The sequence below is a fragment of the Lysinibacillus sp. ZYM-1 genome, assembly GCF_001308875.1.
GTDB lineage: Bacteria > Bacillota > Bacilli > Bacillales_A > Planococcaceae > Lysinibacillus.
The window spans coordinates 1-19,425 of the sequence record NZ_KQ465109.1 but is presented as its reverse complement, the minus strand read 5'-3'; the positions used below and the strand labels follow the sequence as shown (position 1 = coordinate 19,425).

At 40.7% G+C, this 19,425-nt stretch carries 21 protein-coding genes; 19 read left to right on the top strand and 2 right to left on the bottom strand.

Features of this window, described 5'->3' with window-relative positions:
• The first annotated feature begins 39 nt into the window (after positions 1 to 39).
• Positions 40 to 225, top strand: a complete 186-nt coding sequence (locus tag AO843_RS04130; protein WP_054609897.1) for a hypothetical protein — start codon at positions 40 to 42, stop codon at positions 223 to 225.
• Between the two features lie 178 nt (positions 226 to 403).
• Here AO843_RS04130 and AO843_RS04125 read toward each other — a convergent pair whose 3' ends face one another.
• The gene (locus tag AO843_RS04125; protein ID WP_054609896.1) at positions 404 to 2,575 is read right to left on the bottom strand and encodes a DNA topoisomerase III; all 2,172 of its coding nucleotides are present in this window, start codon (positions 2,573 to 2,575) and stop codon (positions 404 to 406) included.
• Positions 2,576 to 2,983: 408 nt separating this feature from the next.
• Between AO843_RS04125 and AO843_RS04120 the strand changes: the two genes are divergently transcribed.
• Both AO843_RS04120 and AO843_RS04115 read left to right on the top strand, forming a co-directional pair.
• The gene (locus AO843_RS04120; protein ID WP_054609895.1) at positions 2,984 to 3,463 is read left to right on the top strand and encodes an RNA polymerase sigma factor; all 480 of its coding nucleotides are present in this window, start codon (positions 2,984 to 2,986) and stop codon (positions 3,461 to 3,463) included.
• On the top strand, positions 3,463 to 3,978 hold the full coding sequence (locus AO843_RS04115) for a hypothetical protein (protein ID WP_231630062.1): 516 nt from the start codon (positions 3,463 to 3,465) through the stop codon (positions 3,976 to 3,978). Before AO843_RS04120 ends, AO843_RS04115 begins: the two co-directional genes overlap by 1 nt.
• A 189-nt stretch (positions 3,979 to 4,167) precedes the next feature.
• Here AO843_RS04115 and AO843_RS04110 read toward each other — a convergent pair whose 3' ends face one another.
• On the bottom strand, positions 4,168 to 4,782 hold the full coding sequence (locus AO843_RS04110) for a TetR/AcrR family transcriptional regulator (protein ID WP_054609893.1): 615 nt from the start codon (positions 4,780 to 4,782) through the stop codon (positions 4,168 to 4,170).
• Between the two features lie 273 nt (positions 4,783 to 5,055).
• Between AO843_RS04110 and AO843_RS04105 the strand changes: the two genes are divergently transcribed.
• The 16 genes from AO843_RS04105 to AO843_RS04030 all read left to right on the top strand — a co-directional run bounded on the left by AO843_RS04105 (position 5,056) and on the right by AO843_RS04030 (position 19,310).
• Positions 5,056 to 5,808 carry an SDR family NAD(P)-dependent oxidoreductase gene (locus AO843_RS04105; protein ID WP_054609892.1) on the top strand — a complete coding sequence of 251 codons (753 nt, stop codon included), beginning with the start codon at positions 5,056 to 5,058 and terminating at the stop codon, positions 5,806 to 5,808.
• Positions 5,809 to 6,365: 557 nt separating this feature from the next.
• The gene (locus AO843_RS04100; RefSeq protein WP_054610100.1) at positions 6,366 to 7,724 is read left to right on the top strand and encodes an aspartate kinase; all 1,359 of its coding nucleotides are present in this window, start codon (positions 6,366 to 6,368) and stop codon (positions 7,722 to 7,724) included.
• 104 nt (positions 7,725 to 7,828) lie between these two features.
• Positions 7,829 to 8,011 (top strand): hypothetical protein, encoded by a 183-nt coding sequence (locus tag AO843_RS04095; protein ID WP_054609891.1) that lies wholly within the window; start codon positions 7,829 to 7,831, stop codon positions 8,009 to 8,011.
• A gap of 206 nt (positions 8,012 to 8,217) precedes the next feature.
• Positions 8,218 to 8,901 carry an adenosylcobinamide amidohydrolase gene (locus AO843_RS04090; RefSeq protein ID WP_054609890.1) on the top strand — a complete coding sequence of 228 codons (684 nt, stop codon included), beginning with the start codon at positions 8,218 to 8,220 and terminating at the stop codon, positions 8,899 to 8,901.
• Complete coding sequence (gene cbiB, locus AO843_RS04085; RefSeq protein WP_054609889.1) at positions 8,898 to 9,854, top strand: adenosylcobinamide-phosphate synthase CbiB; 957 nt, start codon at positions 8,898 to 8,900, stop codon at positions 9,852 to 9,854. Before AO843_RS04090 ends, cbiB begins: the two co-directional genes overlap by 4 nt.
• The gene (locus tag AO843_RS04080; RefSeq protein WP_054609888.1) at positions 9,841 to 10,935 is read left to right on the top strand and encodes a pyridoxal phosphate-dependent aminotransferase; all 1,095 of its coding nucleotides are present in this window, start codon (positions 9,841 to 9,843) and stop codon (positions 10,933 to 10,935) included. The genes cbiB and AO843_RS04080 overlap by 14 nt, the downstream gene beginning before the upstream one ends.
• Complete coding sequence (locus AO843_RS04075) at positions 10,932 to 11,540, top strand: histidine phosphatase family protein (RefSeq protein ID WP_054609887.1); 609 nt, start codon at positions 10,932 to 10,934, stop codon at positions 11,538 to 11,540. Before AO843_RS04080 ends, AO843_RS04075 begins: the two co-directional genes overlap by 4 nt.
• 12 nt (positions 11,541 to 11,552) lie before the next feature.
• Positions 11,553 to 12,128, top strand: coding sequence for a bifunctional adenosylcobinamide kinase/adenosylcobinamide-phosphate guanylyltransferase (locus tag AO843_RS04070; RefSeq protein ID WP_054609886.1), 576 nt, complete (start codon positions 11,553 to 11,555; stop codon positions 12,126 to 12,128).
• A 20-nt stretch (positions 12,129 to 12,148) separates the two neighbouring features.
• On the top strand, positions 12,149 to 12,925 hold the full coding sequence (gene cobS, locus AO843_RS04065; protein ID WP_054610099.1) for an adenosylcobinamide-GDP ribazoletransferase: 777 nt from the start codon (positions 12,149 to 12,151) through the stop codon (positions 12,923 to 12,925).
• The gene (locus AO843_RS04060; protein ID WP_054609885.1) at positions 12,898 to 13,494 is read left to right on the top strand and encodes a histidine phosphatase family protein; all 597 of its coding nucleotides are present in this window, start codon (positions 12,898 to 12,900) and stop codon (positions 13,492 to 13,494) included. Before cobS ends, AO843_RS04060 begins: the two co-directional genes overlap by 28 nt.
• On the top strand, positions 13,446 to 13,838 hold the full coding sequence (locus AO843_RS04055) for a bifunctional adenosylcobinamide kinase/adenosylcobinamide-phosphate guanylyltransferase (RefSeq protein ID WP_054609884.1): 393 nt from the start codon (positions 13,446 to 13,448) through the stop codon (positions 13,836 to 13,838). The genes AO843_RS04060 and AO843_RS04055 overlap by 49 nt, the downstream gene beginning before the upstream one ends.
• Positions 13,839 to 13,870: 32 nt before the next feature.
• Positions 13,871 to 14,362 (top strand): ECF transporter S component, encoded by a 492-nt coding sequence (locus AO843_RS04050; protein ID WP_054609883.1) that lies wholly within the window; start codon positions 13,871 to 13,873, stop codon positions 14,360 to 14,362.
• An 11-nt stretch (positions 14,363 to 14,373) separates the two neighbouring features.
• Positions 14,374 to 15,048 (top strand): hypothetical protein, encoded by a 675-nt coding sequence (locus AO843_RS04045; RefSeq protein ID WP_054609882.1) that lies wholly within the window; start codon positions 14,374 to 14,376, stop codon positions 15,046 to 15,048.
• 248 nt (positions 15,049 to 15,296) lie between these two features.
• Positions 15,297 to 17,030 (top strand): ABC transporter ATP-binding protein, encoded by a 1,734-nt coding sequence (locus AO843_RS04040; RefSeq protein ID WP_054609881.1) that lies wholly within the window; start codon positions 15,297 to 15,299, stop codon positions 17,028 to 17,030.
• On the top strand, positions 17,027 to 18,838 hold the full coding sequence (locus AO843_RS04035) for an ABC transporter ATP-binding protein (RefSeq protein ID WP_054609880.1): 1,812 nt from the start codon (positions 17,027 to 17,029) through the stop codon (positions 18,836 to 18,838). The genes AO843_RS04040 and AO843_RS04035 overlap by 4 nt, the downstream gene beginning before the upstream one ends.
• Positions 18,839 to 18,887: 49 nt before the next feature.
• Positions 18,888 to 19,310 (top strand): DUF1801 domain-containing protein, encoded by a 423-nt coding sequence (locus tag AO843_RS04030; RefSeq protein ID WP_054609879.1) that lies wholly within the window; start codon positions 18,888 to 18,890, stop codon positions 19,308 to 19,310.
• Positions 19,311 to 19,425: the final 115 nt, after the last annotated feature.

The window sequence follows — 19,425 nt, the reverse complement described above, 5'->3', positions numbered from 1 at the left end:
GATGTTTGTGACAAGGTGTAAAAAAGGAGGCGACAGCAATTGGGAATGATGATCGGGATTATTACAGGTGCGATATTAGGGGTAATTTTATTATTCATCAGCTTTATATTAATTTGGGTAGGCAAGAGGAAACAAGAAGAGAACCAATATGCGATATGGATCATGGTAGCAGGTTTGTTAGCGTTAATTACCTCCGGAAACAATGCTTTACAGTATTTCTTATGAAGGATACTAATGTGCTGAAAACAATCTAAAGGGCACACTCCACACCAATTATTTTTGTCCTCCATGTGGGACGGCGATAAAAAAGGGCGATACATATTAGTCATGTCTAATGTGTATCGCCCTTTGAAGGTCTAACATTGAATGTTTTAACTCAATCATAAATCATGATGATTGTTTGTTACTGAGGAAATTTAAAATTAACCTTATGATCTTTTTCATCCCAAATTAAATGAGCATTGAAAGTCTTTTGGCCTTTTTTGAACCCTTTAATTATACCTGTTTCACCAGTGGCTAGTAGCTTTCTCATATTCGCTTGTGAAATGGTTTTACTTAGTATTTTCTTTGAAACAGAAAATTTACAGTTTGCCGCCTTATAATTTGAGCACCCATAAAAAGTTCCATGATCTATGATGGAGCCATTGCAAAGAATACAATTTCCTACAGCCGTTTTTTCCTTTTTATATTTTTTATGATAGGGGTTATTGGCACTAATTTCTTCAACTTCTTTTTGGTCGAATGCCCACATTTGTTCGCGGTCATTGGCATCTGTAATCAATTTATAGGTAAGCTTTTTGACTTGTTCCATAAATGCTTGAGGAGAAGCATTGCCTTCACCGATTGCAGATAGCCGTTGCTCCCATTTTGCAGTCATCGATGGGGAAGTTAATATGCTTTCTCCTAATGCCTCAATTAGGAGCATCCCTTTAGTTGTTGCAAATACTTGATTTTTCTTTATTTCAATATAGTTTCGATCTTTTAGTGTACCAATAATGCCAGCGCGTGTTGCTTCAGTTCCTAATCCTTCTGTTTTAGACAAAACCTTTTCTAATTCCGCATCCTCTAAATGTTTACCAGCTGTTTTCATTAATGTAATTAAATTACCTTCTGAATATCGATTTGGTGGTTGTGTTTCCCCGTTTTTAACGCTAGCTTGAACAACAATTCCAAGCTCATTTTCATGGAGTAGTGGAAGCATTTCTCCTACGTCAGCAGATGAATCTTTAGCCTGATAAATTACTTTACGCCAGCCTTCCTCTAGTTGTTCCTTTCCCTTAGAAATGAACTCAGCCCGTTTATCTACAAGCGAATGAATCGTTGTGTAAGAGAAAATCGCATTGTTATAATGTGCTGCAATGATTTGCCTAGCTACTAAATCGTAAATATTCGCTTCTTCCATGCTGAGCTTTGCAAAGTTAGGTAATTGTTCGGTCATGATAATCGCATGGTGATCAGTAACTTTTTTCTCGTTCACATATCTTTTGTTATTCATAATTGAGTTTTTGGGGGCAGGAAGAAGGTTTTTATACCTTTCAATTTTACTCAAATTGTCTAATATAGTTGGAAGTGTTTTGGCTTCTTCACTTGTCAAAAATTGCGAATCTGATCTTGGGTATGAAACTAAACCTTTCAAATAAAGTTTTTGTAAAATATCAAGAGTCTTTTGTGGTGAAAATTTATAAGACTTATTTGCTGTAGCCTGTAACGCTGATAGATTAAATAACAGAGGTGGGGCGTATTCCTTTGTTTCTTTATTTATGCTTGTAATTTCCACCTCTTTATTTAGACAAAAATTCGCGATCGCCACCGCTTGTTTTTCCTCTGAAACCCTTGAAATATTATTTTTGTGCCATTTTGCTTTAAGAATTTTTCCTGCGAAATTAAACGCTGCTTCGACTTCCCAAAAAGGTTCAGGTTTAAATTTCGAGATTTCATGTTCTCTATTAACAATTAATGCAAGGGTAGGGGTTTGAACTCTCCCTATTGAAAAGACATCTTTTACACCGTTTTTCTTCAGTAGGACCGTATATAATCTTGATGTATTAATGCCGATTAACCAATCTGCACATGAACGACTTAGTGCTTCAAAATAAATATCTTTTGTTTTCGCTTCTGGTAGCAAATTTGAAAACCCGTTTTTTACCGAGTTTTCAGTTAAGGATGATATCCATAATCGTTTCATTGGTTTATTTACACCACATACTCTTAGAATGGTGCGAATAATTAATTCACCTTCACGACCTGCATCTCCCCCGATTATAATTTCTTGTATGTCTGGTCTTTTTACTAAATTTTTTATGATATTGAACTGTTTATACTTTGATTTAGACACTTTGTATTCAAATCTATCTGGAATAATAGGTAATGTTTCTAACTTCCACTTTTTCCATGTTGGATTATATTCTTCAGGCGTTTTTAATTCACATAGATGACCGATTGCCCATGTGATAAGTGCTCCGTTTGGAAAATATGAGTTTGCTTTTACTTCAAAATATCCTGTCTTTTTAGTAAAGGAAAAGGGAGCAGCTAACTTGGCTGCCTGGTCTGGTTTTTCTGCAATTACTATTTTCATCTATCATTCTCCTGTTAATAATAATTACAACGCTTGTCTTATAATTATAAATTAATATTCAGTATAACTGCTAGAGCAATCATTATGTTGATCTATTTTATATTTGTAATGAAATCCTCAAGCATGTGCTCTGATTCACAGGATTTCGCTTATGATTTCTTGGTGTTAGATGGTAAGATAACCCTCTGTCATGATTTTTTTATGCTTATTCAAAGAAACAATAAATGACTTCATAAGGAGAGAGGATTTATCTACTACGGATGAGTTTTCTCTTCTTTTTCTATTAAGGCTTGTCATCTTTTTACAACAATTCTATTTCTCTTGAGTTAATTATGTGAAAAAAATGCCTGCTGCACGAATTAAAGAAGATGAATCGTATTATGAAATGAAGGAGGCTAGATAAAAAATATGAAAAAGTTTGCTGGCTTATGTGTTCAAGAGATTGTTCAAACATATAGTGACACCCTAATAAGAATTGCTGTGCAGCAGACAAAAAGCATGTCTGAGGCAGAGGATATTGTGCAAGACGTTTATATGACACTTATGAAACAGAAAAAGCCTTTCGAGAATGTAGATCATTTAAAGGCTTGGCTCATCAAAGTGACTTTTAATAAATGCAAGGATTACTTTAAGTCTTCCCGTGTCAAGAAGACGGTACCGATCACAGAGGAAATGTCCTTTATCGCAAAAGAGGAACAAATGATTCTTTCGGAAATTTTTGAGCTTCATCAAGAAGAGAGAGTTATTGTTTATCTACATTATTACGAAGGCTACACAACTGCAGAAATCGCCAATCTATTAGAAATGAAAGTAAACACAGTTGGCTCCAAGCTGAGAAGAGCACGAATGAAGTTGAAATTGATGTTAGAAGAAGGGAGTAAGGTGTGATGAATGCTTATAAGAACGTGATGAAGCAGATTCATGCTTCCGAAGATTTTAAGAGAAAGATGCAAAAAGAGATGATGGAATTTGAAGAAAAAGAAAAGAGGGTCTTTATGAAAAAAGTAAGAATAAGTGTTGGAAGTTTAGTTGCCTGTGCAGTAATTGCTGTAGTTGCTTTCGTTAATTTAAACAATGATACAACAGTAGATTTAACAGAAAGAATTGTGGTAGATCATTCAGCTCCTGCTGCAAGTGCTGTCGTAAATATCGAAGGAGTTATCACTGAAGTTGGAGAAGATGGACTTAGCTTTACGTTGGATAACGGAATGGAAGTAGTCGTTACAGATGAAACGAAATTGGGGATAGATGGTCCAACTGCACCACCGAAAGAAGAACAATTTTTTGAGCCAACATTTAGAGTGGGTAATCTAATAGGCGGTTTTACAGAAGATACGTCCGCAGCCCCAATTACTGCAGCTGTCATTTATACGAACTGGAACTTTGAAAATCCTATTCGGTGAGGGCTGTTCGAACTTTTAGAATAGTATTTCATGGCTGAGGGTATAGTTGATGCCACTGCCGCAAGAGTTGTAATCGTTGGTGAAAAAGTGTCCTAGATTTGACGCGCATATGCAATATTTATTTTAGCTGGATAATAGATTTTCCAGGAAATAATCTATGAAAAAAGCTGGCATCTATAGTGCCAGCTTTTATGATTGTTGGAAGGGATTATCAACGTAGGGCCCTTTAATGGTAATACGCATCAACTGGGTCGCCATAAATTTTGGCGTATACGGCATATCTTTTTCTAGCCACCAAACAATTACCTCTAGGAAGGCGGCGGCATAAAATCGGATAGCCATCTCACGTGGTACTGTTAAATTTTCATCATCAGGCTCCATGTATTGAATGCCACTTGATACAAAATCGATAATAATGTCTTTCAAGCCTGCAGAAAAATAAGGGATATTTTTTTCCGTGAGATAGACTTTGTAAAGCTTACTATTAAGCGCAATTTGTTCAAACAAATGCATAAAGGTCTCATGGGGCTGATCGTAGTGGGGCAATAAATCAAAATCCTTCTTCTCTTCAAATGTTGGATGAATACTCCCTACTAATTCATGTAGGATCTCCTCTGAACTTTGATAGAGTAAGTCTAATTTATCGCGGTAATGTAAATAAAAAGTGGCACGGTTCAAGGTTGCCCGTTGTGTAATATCTTGTACAGTAATTTTCTCATAGCCTTGTTCATCTATTAACTCTACCAGTGCATCTCTCAATAACTGGCGTGTTCTTATTACGCGTGGGTCCGTTTTTTTCGACATTTTCAAGCTCCTTGTATTAAATTTATCGTTTTCACAACACGCTAGTCTTAAATGTTGTTAATGCGTCAATCAATGCACGAGTGTTGTTTGCCCTTTTTGAGCAGAAGGTTATAATAATCTTAACGACACGGTGTCGATAATACAACTAGTTGTTAACGTGTTCACGAATTGTTCATTTCTCTTGATTGAGTAAATGTTTTTTTTCTAAAGGTGATGCGTCAGTGGCAATTACGCCAAGACGTATTTGATAGATAATAGAAAGGGAGTTTTAATATGGGACGTTTAAATGGGAAAGTAGCTATTATTACAGGAGCGGCAATGGGCATGGGAGCTTCTGAAGCAAGACTATTTGCACAAGAAGGGGCAAAGGTTATTGCGACAGATGTCCAAATCGAGGCATTGAATAACTTAGTCAAAGAAATTAAAGAAAATGGCGGAGATATTATAGGTCTTTCACATAATGTAACTTCTGAAGATGAGTGGAAAGCAGTGATTGCAGAGGCAGTGAAGGCATATGGTAAAGTCGATGTACTGGTCAACAATGCAGGGATTTCATCACCAAAAACGATCGCCAATATGGAAATGGACGAATGGAATAAAGTCATGGACATTAACTTAAATGGCTGTATCATTGGTATGAAATATGTGATTCCAGAAATGCAAAAAGCTGGTGGCGGTTCAATCGTCAATATTTCTTCAATCGGTGGGATCGTGGGGATGGCAGGTACTAGCCCATATACAGCAGCGAAAGGAGCGCTCCGAGTGCTATCTAAATCAGCTGCAGTAGAATACGGGAAAGAGAACATTCGCGTGAATTCTGTTCACCCAGGGATTATTGTTACGCCAATGACAGCGCCAACGATGGAAGAGGGCGGTGCATTGCCATTCTACAAAACCTATACACAGCTACCTTACTTTGGCGCGCCGGAAGATGTAGCATACGGTGTGGTCTTCCTAGCATCTGACGAATCACGCTTTATGACAGGTGCTGAACTAGTCATTGACGGCGGCTGGACAGCGATTTAATCGAATAGCGTACTAAAACTAGGTTTCACTAATTGTGAGCCTAGTTTTTTTATTGGAATAGCAGATTGATGGGGGGATATCCCTCGATTCATGTGTGAATACTTGGAGTGGAGTTTTAATGGTGATAAACCTCCGGGTTGAGTACTAGTCCACCCTGATTAGGTGAATAGCGTGGTCAAGATGTAAAAACACCATATAGAAGCATAGTCCCTTGCACGAAAATCCCTACTTTCGCCTGCAAATTAGCACAAACAACAAGGATGTTTGTGCATATCATAGGGGGGAGTAAGCGTTTTCTTCATTATATAGAAGAAAGTCAAAACTGAAAATTTCACGAATCTGTGAACGTCACGAAAAAAAATTCACAAAAACCTTAACTATTTCATATGAAATCCGTATAATAAATCAAACAGTACGAAAATTGTCCATATTTCTCAGTAAATTGCGTGAATTTTTTAAATTGTATTGACGTAGGAAACGATAATTTGTACACTGTGTACATTCAATTGTTTTTTGGAGGAATACAATTAATTTGAAAAAGTTAGGATTTGATGTATATGATCGTGTGTAAATTTGGTGGAACATCTGTAGCAAACGCAGAACAAATTCAAAAAGTGGCAAACATTGTGAAATCTAATCCGGCACGTAAAATCGTTGCCGTTTCAGCACCAGGGAAACGCTCTGGTGACGATATAAAAGTAACTGATCTATTAATACAATTAGCAACTGCCGCGTTACAACATGAAGATACCGAAGACAAATTGCATATTGTGGTCGATCGTTTTCGAGCAATTGCAGATGGTTTGGGGTTAGATGATGCCATTTGTGACGTGATTGCAGAAGATTTACGTGAACGTGTACAAGGTGACAAAACAAACGTGGAATTATTCGTCGATAGCATAAAAGCAGCCGGTGAAGATAATAACGCCAAGCTTATTGCAGCTTATTTTAATGCGATTGGAATGCCCGCACGCTATGTAAGTCCTAAAGAAGGTTTAGTGGTCAATGATTTGCCTGAACGCACATTTGCTTTACCCGAAGCGTATGCTAATTTAGCCCCTTTAAAAGACACAAAAGAAATTATTGTGTTCCCAGGGTTCTTCGGTTACACTAAAGCGGGCGTATTGCGAACATTTGACCGCGGTGGCTCTGATATTACTGGCTCCATTTTAGCAGCAGCTGTTGAAGCGGAGTTGTATGAAAACTTTACGGATGTGGATTGTGTGTTCTCTGCGAATCCGAAGGTTGTCAATGATCCAGTGGAAATTAAAGAAATTACGTATCGCGAAATGCGCGAATTATCATATGCAGGCTTTTCAGTGTTCCATGATGAAGCGTTAATGCCTGTCTACAAGATTGGGGTGCCCGTTAACATAAAAAATACAAATAATCCATCAGCCCCAGGTACTCGTATCGTACCAAGTCGTCCTGCAACAGGTCGTCCCGTTACAGGTATCTCGGCAGACAGTGGCTTTTCAACTTTATATGTCTCTAAATATTTGATGAATCGTGAAGTAGGCTTTGGACGTAAGCTACTACAAATTTTAGAAGATGAAAATATTTCTTATGAACACACACCTTCTGGTCTAGACGATATCTCAGTCATCATGCGTTCTAATCAATTAACAATAGATAATGAAGAGCGTATTATCAGTCGAGTGAAAGAAGAGCTACATGCAGAGTATGTAGAAATGCGTCACGGTTTTTCGATGATCGTAATTGTTGGCGAAGGTATGCGACATAATACAGGTTTAGCTGCCCGTGCTGCCACAGCGATTTCAAGAACTGGGGCAAACATTGAAATGATTAATCAAGGCTCTTCTGAAGTAAGCCTCGTTTTCGGTGTACTTCAGGAATATGAAAACCGTATTTTACAAGCGTTATATGGAGAGTTTTTTGCCCATGCGAATGCTTAATGACACAATTATCACTAATCCAAGCGTTCCTTGCTTGGATTAGTGTTTTCTTTTTGCTGAGAATACGGTAAAATCGAGGGCGTACATAGTTGGGAGGGTTTTGCGTGAAGAATTTAACAATTGGTATGCTTTTTTCGATTATTGGGATACTTTTTGTCTGTTTAACGATTATGGATATTTTACCGTCATCGACAAAAACAATGAAAGTGGTTTACATAGGCATTGGTTGGGTCTTTATCATCATTGGCTCCGTTATCCGCTTTAAGAATCTCAAACAAAAGCAGTAACAACACTTCAAAATGGAATTGTGACAATAGGAGAATTTATGATACAATTTCAAAGAAAATAAATAATTTGAGTATTATGAAGTTGTTATTCTGTACAAATGTTCAGAAGGTTCAAATTTTAATAAAGAATCGACCGTACAAATTCTTCTTTGTAAGAATTTGTTTTTTTATGTTCAGCAGCATATTTTTCGTGAGGAGGCGATCGAATGCCGATACTTTCAAAGGATCATATTCAAATTTCAGACCATTATGTAGCACTTCAAGCAGCTTCACCCATGAAGGTCGTATCCTCTGCCATGCATAATCCAGGCTTTGGTCATTATAGCCATCTGATGAATCGGACAGTGCCCATTACCTATGATGAGCGACAACCACATCGTGATTTACAGCATTTTTTGCAGGGGCAGGGCTTTCCAATCGACAACACAGTGGCGATGATGACGGCTGTCCAAGCCAAGTTTGCAACTATTCGTGACTTTACATATGAAGGTATTCACCTGGTCATTATGATTACCGCAGGCCTAGGCAATGCGGTAGATATAACACGCGCTTTTCATCGCGAGGAACAATATCATGCAGGAACGATTAATACATGGGTGCTCATCAATGGAAAATTGTCTGATGAAGCATTATTTCAGGCCATGATTTCGACAACGGAAGCTAAGGTAAAGGCCTTAATGGATGAAGGCATAACTGACCCTACTACAGGTACGCAAGCTACTGGAACTTCTACCGATAGCTTGCTCATTGCCTCTACCGAAGAGGGTGACTACCATCAATATGCTGGTCCGATCACAATGTTAGGTAAGGTCATTGGCTATGGTGTCTATGAAACGATGCGTGAGGCCATTGGTAAATACAAAAAAGATAAAGAGGAGAAGGCGTTATGATTGCTATAGTGATTGCCTGTATCATAGGGCTTATTTTCGATATTTTAGTGGGAGATCCTCCGAAGCTTCCTCACCCTGTACGCTGGATTGGCAAGTTGATTCAATCGCAAACAGCTTTATGGAATCAGGGCAAATGGCGGAAACTGCGAGGCATGGTGATGGCACTTGCGGTAGTCGGTACGACGATGTTTGTAGTCACACTTATTTTGCTACTTAGCTATCAGGTAAGTGTGGTTTTTGGAATTTTGGTTGAAGGGCTTTTAATTGGTATTGGACTGGCACAGCGTAGTTTGAAGGAGGCAGCAATGGCAGTTTATGAGCCTCTTGTTAGAGGTGATTTTGCGGAAGCGCGTGTCAAGCTGTCTTGGATTGTGGGACGTGATACCGATAAGCTAGGCGAAGATGAGATTGTACGAGGTGTAGTAGAAACCGTTTCTGAGAATACAAGTGATGGGGTGACGGCACCGCTCTTTTATGCCTTTTTATTTGGTGCCATTGGTTTATGGGGCTATAAGGCAGTCAATACGTTAGATTCAATGGTCGGCTATAAAAATGAGAAATACAAAGACTTTGGTATGTTTTCTGCCAAACTTGATGATGTCTTGAATTTTATTCCAAGTCGTATCACGGGCTTCCTGATCGTGCTAGGTACGAAAAATGAAACGAGTCATTCATTTGGTCAACGATTAAAGCGCTGGGCACAGGACGCTAAAAAACATCCGAGTCCCAATAGCGGTTATTTAGAGGCAGCGACAGCAGTGCAGCTTGGGGTGCAGCTAGGTGGGAAAAATACCTATCAGGGCGTTGTCTCTCATCGAGCAATTATGGGAGAAAAATTAGTTCCTTTAACAAAGGAGCATATTGCAACATCTATTATTCATATGCGTATAGCCACAGTGCTCTTTACGCTTATCATGTTAGCAGTGGAGGTGTTCATTTATGCCATTACCTAATCACGGAGCAAATCCGCAAAATGTTTATCAGCAATTAGGCTTAACAATGCCAGAAGAGGTGTATGATTTTAGTGAAAATGTGAATGCAGCAGGACCACCTGCCTTTGTCGAGGCACGTTGGCGTACATTTTACCCGCTGATTCAACGTTATCCAGATCCAGATGGTGAGCCATTTCTAACAAAGGTCGCTGCTTTTCATCAAGTCGCGAAGGAGACGATTTTACTAGGCAACGGGGCGTCAGAGCTCTTTAGTATTGTCGCAAGACGTTATGCGCAAAAACGTGTCATTGTTGTGCATCCGACTTTTTCAGAATATGAGCGAACATTGCGAGCTGCGAACGCTACTATTATTCCCATTTTGGTGACGGACTTCATCCAGTACACTTTGCCTATGGAACGGCTTAAACAAGAAATGATGGAGGCAGATGCTATCTATATTTGTACACCGAACAATCCTACAGGCGTACTGCCAAGGAAGGAAGATTTACTTGTCTTAATGGAACATGGTCGAGCTGTCAAATGTGAACTTGTCATCGATGAAGCCTTTATGGATTGGGTCGATGAGGCGAATTCTCTCATCCACGTTAGTGCAGAAAATCCACATGTTCTTATCGTGCGCTCGATGACCAAAATGTACGCAATACCTGGCTTGCGTCTGGGCTATTTAGTTGCTCACCCCTCCATTGTGACAGAACTAAAGGATATGCTGCCGCATTGGAACTTAAACGCCTTTGCGCTTGTGATTGGTGCGGGTTGTTTAGATGAGCAGCATTATAGTCAGCGGGCAATTGCTTTCGCGACAACGCAAAGAGAGCGGTTGCATCATTATTTACAAGAAAACGGTTGCCAAGTAACCAATAGTGTCACGAATTATGTGTGCTTTTCATTGCCAAAAGAGCAGCAAGCAGATGCCTTTTTTACGTATTGTTTAGCACAGGGGGTTGTCCTACGTCATACGAAAAACTTTAAAGGATTACAGGGAGAATGGTTCCGTATTGGGATCAAAGATATTGCGGCCATGACTTATTTACATAATTGTCTGCAAGCTTGGTTTAACGCAAATAAGGGGAGAGAAAAGTGACAACTTTTTATCTAGTAAGACATGGGGAAACACAATGGAATCAGGAGCAAAGACTACAAGGATGGTTGGATTCTCCATTAACGGACAATGGCAGAGAAGCGGCTGTAAAGTTACAGCAGCAACTACAGTCAATCCCGTTTTCGGCAGCTTATAGTAGTTCCAGTGGTCGTGCGAAGGAGACGATGGATATTCTAACGGCTCATCGTCAATTACCTATTTATTATGAGGATAATTTACGGGAAATCTTTTTGGGCGATTGGCAAGGGAAGAAAATCGAGGATATTTTGGCGACACATGGGCTTGATTATGAACTGTATACGAAATATCCGGCGCAATTTTTGGCCACTCATACGGAAAGTTTTGGTGCTGTCACAGAAAGAGCGATGTATACGTTCAAAAAAATAGCAGAGCAGCATCGGGATGAACCCATACTGATAGTTTCCCATGCCGTGACGATTAAATGTATGATTAATGCTATTTTACAACGTAATATGAGTGAGCTCTGGACAGCCCCTTATATTCATGGAACAAGTGTCACAGTCATTGAACGTCAGGGACAGCAGTGGGTAATCAAAGAAATTGGTAACCTACATCATTTACAATAGGAGGTGTCACAAATGCCCCTAATTTTTATCACAGGTGGTGTGCGTAGTGGCAAATCTCATTTTGCGGAACAAACTGCGATCCAGCATTACCAAGCACAGCCTGGTACGAAAAAACGTTTAATGTATCTTGCTTCTGGTATTGCCCTGGACGATGAAATGGAAAAACGAATTGATCGTCATCAGGCTGATCGTCAAGCCCAGCCCATCCAGTGGCTAACTGTCGATGCTCCCTATGCGATCGCATCTGTATTCGAGACACTCGAGGATGGGGATGTGGTGCTATGGGATTGCGTCACTACTTGGCTGACCAATGCTTTTTACGAAGGCTATGACAGCGGAACACCCTGTCTAGCGCAGCCTGGCTGTTTAGAATCCAAGCTACGGGTTGTCAAACAGGCAATCCAGTCTCTTCAGAAGAGGAACGTGACATTATTGGTTGTGTCGAATGAGCTGTTTGATGAACCTCCTTATCAGAACGAAGAAGTGGAGTTGTATCGAAGAACATTAGGGCAATTCCATCAATGGTTTGTGTCGTTGGCTCAAGAGGCCTATGAAATGGATTATGGTATCGTGAAGAGATGGAAATAATCAAGAAGGAAGGCAAGACGATGAAAAGTTTTTGGCATAGCCTACTGTTGGCATTTCAATTTTTTACGGTATTGCCAGTACATAAAGAACTACCATTAACGAGGTCAACCATTACAGGGATGTTTGCCTGCTTGCCATGGATAGGAGCCTTGATGGGCACAACTGTGGCTGGAGTCCTATACGTTCTTACACAATGGACTGCTAGTAGTGAGGTCATGCTTGCCTTTGTGGTCATTGGTCTATTTGCTTTATGGACAGGGGGCTTACATTTGGACGGCTTTATTGATATGGGGGATGCGTATTTTTCTTATCGAGATCGGGACAAACGACTGGAGATTTTAGATGATCCTCGTGTTGGCGCATTCGGTGTGCTATCCGTATTGTTTTTGATACTAGGAAAATTTGTTATTCTACATGAGCTCTTTGTACAACACAGATTTGCATTATGGATGGTCTTATTTGTACCTTTTTTAACAAGGGTTGGAATGAGCTTTTATTTTATGTCACTCAACTGTTCGAAGGAAAAAGGACTTGCCTACTTTTTTAAATCCCATATTAATGCGAAACGACTAAAAATTTTAATGCTGTTATCACTTTTAGCGGCCATGTCAGTTGTGGTGATCGTCACAAAGTTCTCGATCTTACCAATTCTATTAGTCATCGTTTTAGCGATTGCGCTTGTCATTTTTCGGCGATTTACATTGCGCAATTTTGGCGGCGTGTCGGGTGATTTACTGGGTGCATCTATAGAAGGGATGGAGGTTGTGTTATGGGTGACATTGTTACTGTGTGCTTAATGAGGCATGCCCCCACAAAGGCCAATTTAGAAAAGCGTTATCTGGGATGGACGGACGCACCATTAGCTGATATCTCCAAGCTCTCTGTAGTGGATGCAAGTGTCGAAAAGGTATATGGCAGTGATTTACAACGTTGTCGAGTAACGGCTACCCATTATTTTCCGAATGCTAGCTATTATGCAGATGCACGTTTTCGTGAATCAAATTTTGGTGAATTTGAGGGGAAAACCTATGAGGATTTAAAGAAGGATATTCGTTACCGTGCATGGTTGGACGACCCTATTCATGCGCCACCGCCACAAGGTGAGGCTTTTGATGATTTTGTGGCACGAGTTGTGGAAGGCTTCAACGATTTGCCAAAGGAAGAAGATCGTTATTTCTTAGTAGCCCATGGTGGGGTGATTCGTGCCTTACTCGTTGCCTATGCGCCAACAGAGCAGCCGTTTTGGTCATACCAAGTGCCACATGATCACCAATTTAATTTAACATTTACTAGAAAGGCTTGGGAGGAGGGAGCTAGATGCATGTTTTTATCGGAGGCGCCTATAGCGGAAAAACCGATTATGTGATGCGTTTATATGAACAGCACGAGGTGGTACTTATCGATGGCGATCTACCGGATGTTGCACCAGCCTGTGAAATCCTAGTCATCAAACATGTGGAAAAATGGCTTATGACACAAAATCTTGAGGAAGATGAGCTTGTAGTACAATCAGTCCTCACCAAATTAACAGCCCTTGCGCAACATTGTTCGCTGGCACTTATTGTTACAGATATGGGCCGCGGTATTGTACCGATGGAAAAACAAGCACGTTTATTACGTGATACTTGTGGCCGCCTATACCAAGCATTATTTACTGAGGCGGAGCGAGTCGTACGTATTTGGTACGGGATTAGCGAGCAACTCAAGTGAGGTCAACATACTAACGGAAAAGAGGAAATGAAATGGATCGACAAAAATTAATGAAATGGATACTAACGGCTATGGTAGCAGCCATTTGTGCAGTAGGAGCCGCCATTAAAGTACCCGCATTTATTTCAACGGCAGCTCTTGATTCAGCACCTGCCTTTTTAGGTGTTGTCTTTTTATCGCCATTATTAGCTGGGGTAGCAGGTCTCATTGGTCATTTTATTAGCGCATTAACTGCTGGCTTCCCACTTGGCCCACTCCATGCAATTATTGCTGTAGAAATGTTTATCGTTGTCTGGATTTTTGGGGTCATGCATAAAAAAGGTATGCATTTTTGGAAATGGCCAGTTGCCCTAGTATTAAACGGCATCGTAGCGCCACTTCCATTTTATTTTATTATTAGTCCTGCCTTTTTCTGGGGTGCTTTAGCGAGTATTTTCATAGCAACCGCTATTAATTTAATTATTGTAGCGGTGGTCATGCCCATTCTGTCCAAGGTTTTTGTGCGTAAGGCAGGTCGAGTTTAGTGAGGAATGCTATGAAAGTGGGCGCGTTTATTGCGACAATGGATAATGCGGCAGCCATCGGGGAGAAGCCACAAGATGTTGTGTCGGCATCCGATCAATTGACAGCCTATATGACTGCCCGTGTGACATTTCTAGAGCAGCTGGCTGCACAGGCACTTCCTATTCAAATTCTACTCGCTAATTTTTCAGGGGATGCTACATGGTCACGCTATGAAAGCGGGATTCAGCAAGTGTTCGAGGAAACAGGCCTTTCTTGTCCAGCCATTGCTGGCAGTTCGGAATCCAATATGCCTACTTTACAGTCTGGTATAGCAATTACTATGTTTGGGGAAATACAACAGCGAAAGGCATTGGACTTTGAACAACTCAGTTGGTACACATACGGCTTACCACTTGTTGGCGAGGAACTATTAGCACAGCCTGATGATGTGGCGCAGCTGCGACCTGTTTATCAGGCATGGCTGGCGGAAATCGTTCAGCAAGTGTGGCCTGTCGGATCAAAGGGACTTCAAGGTGAATGTGGGCGTCTTTTTGGCCAGCAATTAGTTGAATGTTCACATGATATGACCAAATCAGCCGGACCAAGTACAGTTATTTTACTTGGTATTCATCCAGAAAAAGAGCAGTTGGCACACCAATTTTTCCAAAGAAATTTTGAAAAACTACGGATAAGTACAATGCAATAGGGTTTGTTTTGAGCAAAACGACTGCTTTGAAAAAAATCCAATGAGCGGTACAAGAATCATTTAAAGCAACCTCCATGTTATAGGCATGGGGGTTTTTATTTGGAAGGATGTCAGCCATAAGCTCGACCATATCTCATCATTTAGTTAAATCTCAAATATTACGAGTCTCGAAAAAATATTGCCAAATGGGAATGGTTTTCAGTTATAATGAGGAACGAATGGGATTTAAATAGAACGGAGACGAATGTATGCAGGCAATAAAACAGTTAGGGCAGTATTTGGGACCCTATAAATTTTTCACCTTGATAGCGCCGCTTTTGATGGTGTTGGAGGTGACGATGGATTTAATTCAGCCAACGATCATGCAGCATATGATTGATACAGGAATTGCCAATGGGGATCATGCTTATGTGCTGAGCATGTTTGTATGGATGCTAGCAAGTGCGGTATTTGGGCTTGTTGGTGGGATTGGTTGTTCGTATTATAGCTCAAAGGCAGCGATTCATTTTGCTTCGGATGTTCGCCAGGCTCTTTATGAGAAAATGATGAAGTATTCGGCAAAGGAGCGGGATGCCTTTACGACTGGCAAGCTGATTACCATTTTAACGAGTGATGTCGAAAGTATTCAGCGTGCGTTTATGATGACGCTGCGTATTTTTGTGCGTGGACCTCTACTCTTTATCGGAGCAGTAATTATCGTGTTTGTAACAGCGCGTGAGCTTTTTTCTATACTTCTCATTATTGTGCCGATATTGATCATCGCCATGTACTTCTTCACAAAGTATTCGGGTGTGTTGTATCGCCGCGTACAAGAGGCTATTGATGCGGTCAATACGAAGTTGCAGGAAAACTTAGCAGGTATTCGTGTCGTTAAAGCTTTTCGTCGTGAAACGCAACAGGTATCACAATTTAGTGACCTGAATGATGGGTTGACAAAACGCTTCATCACTGCCGAGCAAATTGTAGGAGTGCTTGTGCCCTTTACGATGTTCGTGGTCAATCTTGGAATCGTCGCGGCACTTTGGCTTGGGGCCATCAAGGTGGAGGCAGGGTCGCTAAAGGTTGGGGTCATTCTCGCTTTTATCAACTACTTAACTATTATATTAAATGGTTTAATGTCTTCAAGTATGGTGTTGATGCAAATTGCGCGTGCATTGCCATCAGGAGAGCGGATTATGGATGTCTTAAACAAAGACATTGCCGTCAAGGAAGCAGAACATGCGCTGACGGAACCCATAAAAGGAGCAATTGACTTTGATCATGTGTGTTACCGTTACTACGATACGGCAGAAGATGTTCTTAAGAACATTTCGTTTTCTGTGAAGCCTGGGCAAACGGTTGGAATCATTGGGAAAACAGGTAGTGGTAAATCGACACTTGTAAAGCTATTACCGCGCTTATTTGATCCAACAGGTGGAGAAATTCGCTTGGATGGCAAACCGCTAAATGCTTACTCTTTATCCACGCTACGGGATCATATCGGATTTACCTCGCAAAAGGCCTTATTGTTCTCTGGTGCAATTGAAAAAAATATACGCCTTGGTAAAGAACATGCAACGGCTGAGGAAATACAACAGGCATTAGACGCCGCGTGTGCCAGTGAATTTGTGGAGCGACTTGATCAAGGCTTAGCCCATGAATTGACACAGGGTGCTACGAATCTCTCTGGTGGGCAAAAGCAGCGCTTGGCATTAGGTCGGGCATTCATTCGAAAGCCAGCTATTCTCGTGCTGGATGATACTACCTCAGCGCTCGATAGTGCTTCAGAAAAACATGTGCAACAGGCCATTGCAGCAAATTTTCAAGACACGACGACGTTAATTGTGGCATCGAAAATTACCTCGATTCAGCAGGCAGATGTCATTCTTGTCTTAGAGGATGGCGAGATTGTTGGGCAAGGAACCCATCAGCAGCTACTACAAAACAATGTGCATTACCAAGCAATATACGCGTCACAGCAAAAGGCTGGTGAAGAAGGATGAGTCAAAATCAACCAAAGCAAATGAATTTTGGACGTGGACCTCGTATGGGTGCGCCAGCTGAAAAAGCGAAAAATCAAAAAGCAACTTTAACAAGAGTTTGGCACTATGTCAAACAGCAAAAAATAGGGCTGTATTTTTCCATTTTCTTTGTCATAGCTTCTACCATTTTAAGCTTGGCAGGACCCTATCTGATTGGCCATATCATTGATGACTACATTATGAAAAAAGATATCGACGGGACAATCCGACTTGGTATCGTTTTAGCCGTTATTTTTACAGTAGCGTCTATTCTGACATGGCTGCAAACCTATGTCATGATTCATGTGGCGATGAAAACAATTCGCTCATTGCGTCTGGAATTATTTCAAAAGCTACAAACGCTTACTTTAAGATTTTTTGATCAACGGGCGCTCGGCGATTTAATGAGTCGTGTCACGAACGATATAGATAATTTAAATACAGCTCTAGCTCAAAGTGTGACGCAAATTGTGTCGTCCATCTTAACCGTCATTGGCGTTAGTATTGCCATGTTCACATTAAGCTGGCCATTAGCGATTGTGACCTTAATCATTATCCCGCTTATCGTTTTCACAACCAAGCAAATTATCAAACGCAGCAGTAAAAATTACGCAGCGCGTCAACGCGATCTTGGTAAACTAAATGGCTATATTGAGGAAATGATTACGGGTGCAGAGGTACTCACACTTTTTGGCAAGGAACAGCAATCCATTGATACATTCCATCAGCAAAATGAAAACTTGCGAAACTCCGCACAACGCGCAGAGATTACTTCGGGATTATTAGGACCCATTAATAACTTTATGAATAACTTAGGGCTAGCGATAGTCATCGGGACAGGAGCCTTTTTAGCGGTGAAGGGTTTTGTGACGGTTGGGATTATTGCAGCATTTGTCACTTATACACGGCAATTTTTCCGCCCGCTCAATCAATTATCTAACCTTTTAAACACCTTTCAGTCGGCTATTGCTGGAGCGGAGCGTGTGTTTGAAATATTAGATGAACCATCAGAGGTGGCTGATCAACCTCTGGCCATCGAGGCGTCATCGTTAAAAGGGGATGTCGTTTTTCAGCAAGTGTCATTTAGCTACGAACAAGGGAAATCGGTTCTCCAAAACATTAACTTCTATGCTAAGGCAGGGGAAACAATAGCACTTGTTGGTCCAACTGGCTCAGGGAAAACGACCATTATTAATTTACTAACACGTTTTTATGACGTTGATCAAGGTGAAATTTTAATTGATGGGCACAATATTGAACACTATAAAATGGCAACGATTCGTCAAAGGGTAGGTGTGGTTTTACAGGACACCTATTTGTTTTCGGGCACTATTCGTGAGAACATTCGCTTTGGGAAGCTGGATGCGACAGATGCAGAGGTTGTCGAGGCAGCAAAAATCGCGAATGCCCATCATTTCATAAAATATTTACCAGCACAATACGATACGCCTGTTCAAGCAGGTGGCGCTAATTTAAGTCAGGGACAACGGCAGCTCATCGCCATTGCCCGTGCCATCCTAGAGAACGCGGATATTTTAATCTTAGATGAAGCGACATCAAGTGTGGATACGCAAACAGAGGTCGATATTCAAAAAGGTTTACAGCATTTAATGCAGGGTCGCACAAGCTTTGTTATCGCCCATCGTTTAAAAACCATTGAGAACGCGGACCAAATACTCGTTATTCAACAGGGCGAAATTGTCGAGCAAGGCAATCATCAAGAGCTGATGCAACAACAGGGCATGTATTGTCAGCTCCAACAAAAGCTATTGTTAGAGCAGGCAGAATAGGGAATAATAGGGGATGATACATCCTATTTTGTGAAGGTGAGGGATATATATGTATGAATTAAAGACGAAAGAAACCGATGCAAGTGTCATTGAATTTATTGAAAGTGTAGATCATCCAAAAAAGCGGGAAGATGCCTATCGACTTTTGGACATTTTTACAGAGGTCTCAGGCTATGAGGCTAAAATGTGGGGTCCAAGTATCATAGGGTTTGGGCACTATCATTATAAATATCAAACGGGTCATGAAGGCGATGCACCACTCGTCGGATTCTCCCCTCGCAAGGCTAAAATTAGCTTATATTTTGCCCCGGGTGATCATGAACGAGCACAATTATTACAGCAATTTGGTAAACACACAACAGGGAAAGCTTGCGTTTATATTCATAAACTCGCTGATGTTGAGGAAGAAATTTTGAAAGCTCTTATTCAACAGTCTATCGCCTTTTTACGAAAAACCTATCCGGATGCCTAACAAAAAGCTGCCTATCATGGCACTGACTGTCGTTTTTGAGACAGTAAGAAAACACCTTTTAAACAGCCAATTGTCGGTATTTAACGGGCGACTGGTTGTTTAGTTTCGTTTGAAT

What these genes read in the sequence shown, in the direction of transcription:
- AO843_RS04125 (WP_054609896.1), bottom strand. Translation starts at nt 2,575, where the DNA reads ATGAAAATAGTAATTGCAGAAAAACCAGACCAGGCAGCCAAGTTAGCT.
- AO843_RS04120 (WP_054609895.1), top strand. Translation starts at nt 2,984, where the DNA reads ATGAAAAAGTTTGCTGGCTTATGTGTTCAAGAGATTGTTCAAACATAT.
- AO843_RS04115 (WP_231630062.1), top strand. Translation starts at nt 3,463, where the DNA reads ATGAATGCTTATAAGAACGTGATGAAGCAGATTCATGCTTCCGAAGAT.
- AO843_RS04110 (WP_054609893.1), bottom strand. Translation starts at nt 4,782, where the DNA reads ATGTCGAAAAAAACGGACCCACGCGTAATAAGAACACGCCAGTTATTG.
- AO843_RS04105 (WP_054609892.1), top strand. Translation starts at nt 5,056, where the DNA reads ATGGGACGTTTAAATGGGAAAGTAGCTATTATTACAGGAGCGGCAATG.
- AO843_RS04100 (WP_054610100.1), top strand. Translation starts at nt 6,366, where the DNA reads ATGATCGTGTGTAAATTTGGTGGAACATCTGTAGCAAACGCAGAACAA.
- AO843_RS04090 (WP_054609890.1), top strand. Translation starts at nt 8,218, where the DNA reads ATGCCGATACTTTCAAAGGATCATATTCAAATTTCAGACCATTATGTA.
- cbiB (WP_054609889.1), top strand. Translation starts at nt 8,898, where the DNA reads ATGATTGCTATAGTGATTGCCTGTATCATAGGGCTTATTTTCGATATT.
- AO843_RS04080 (WP_054609888.1), top strand. Translation starts at nt 9,841, where the DNA reads ATGCCATTACCTAATCACGGAGCAAATCCGCAAAATGTTTATCAGCAA.
- AO843_RS04070 (WP_054609886.1), top strand. Translation starts at nt 11,553, where the DNA reads ATGCCCCTAATTTTTATCACAGGTGGTGTGCGTAGTGGCAAATCTCAT.
- cobS (WP_054610099.1), top strand. Translation starts at nt 12,149, where the DNA reads ATGAAAAGTTTTTGGCATAGCCTACTGTTGGCATTTCAATTTTTTACG.
- AO843_RS04060 (WP_054609885.1), top strand. Translation starts at nt 12,898, where the DNA reads ATGGGTGACATTGTTACTGTGTGCTTAATGAGGCATGCCCCCACAAAG.
- AO843_RS04055 (WP_054609884.1), top strand. Translation starts at nt 13,446, where the DNA reads ATGCATGTTTTTATCGGAGGCGCCTATAGCGGAAAAACCGATTATGTG.
- AO843_RS04050 (WP_054609883.1), top strand. Translation starts at nt 13,871, where the DNA reads ATGGATCGACAAAAATTAATGAAATGGATACTAACGGCTATGGTAGCA.
- AO843_RS04045 (WP_054609882.1), top strand. Translation starts at nt 14,374, where the DNA reads ATGAAAGTGGGCGCGTTTATTGCGACAATGGATAATGCGGCAGCCATC.
- AO843_RS04040 (WP_054609881.1), top strand. Translation starts at nt 15,297, where the DNA reads ATGCAGGCAATAAAACAGTTAGGGCAGTATTTGGGACCCTATAAATTT.
- AO843_RS04035 (WP_054609880.1), top strand. Translation starts at nt 17,027, where the DNA reads ATGAGTCAAAATCAACCAAAGCAAATGAATTTTGGACGTGGACCTCGT.
- AO843_RS04030 (WP_054609879.1), top strand. Translation starts at nt 18,888, where the DNA reads ATGTATGAATTAAAGACGAAAGAAACCGATGCAAGTGTCATTGAATTT.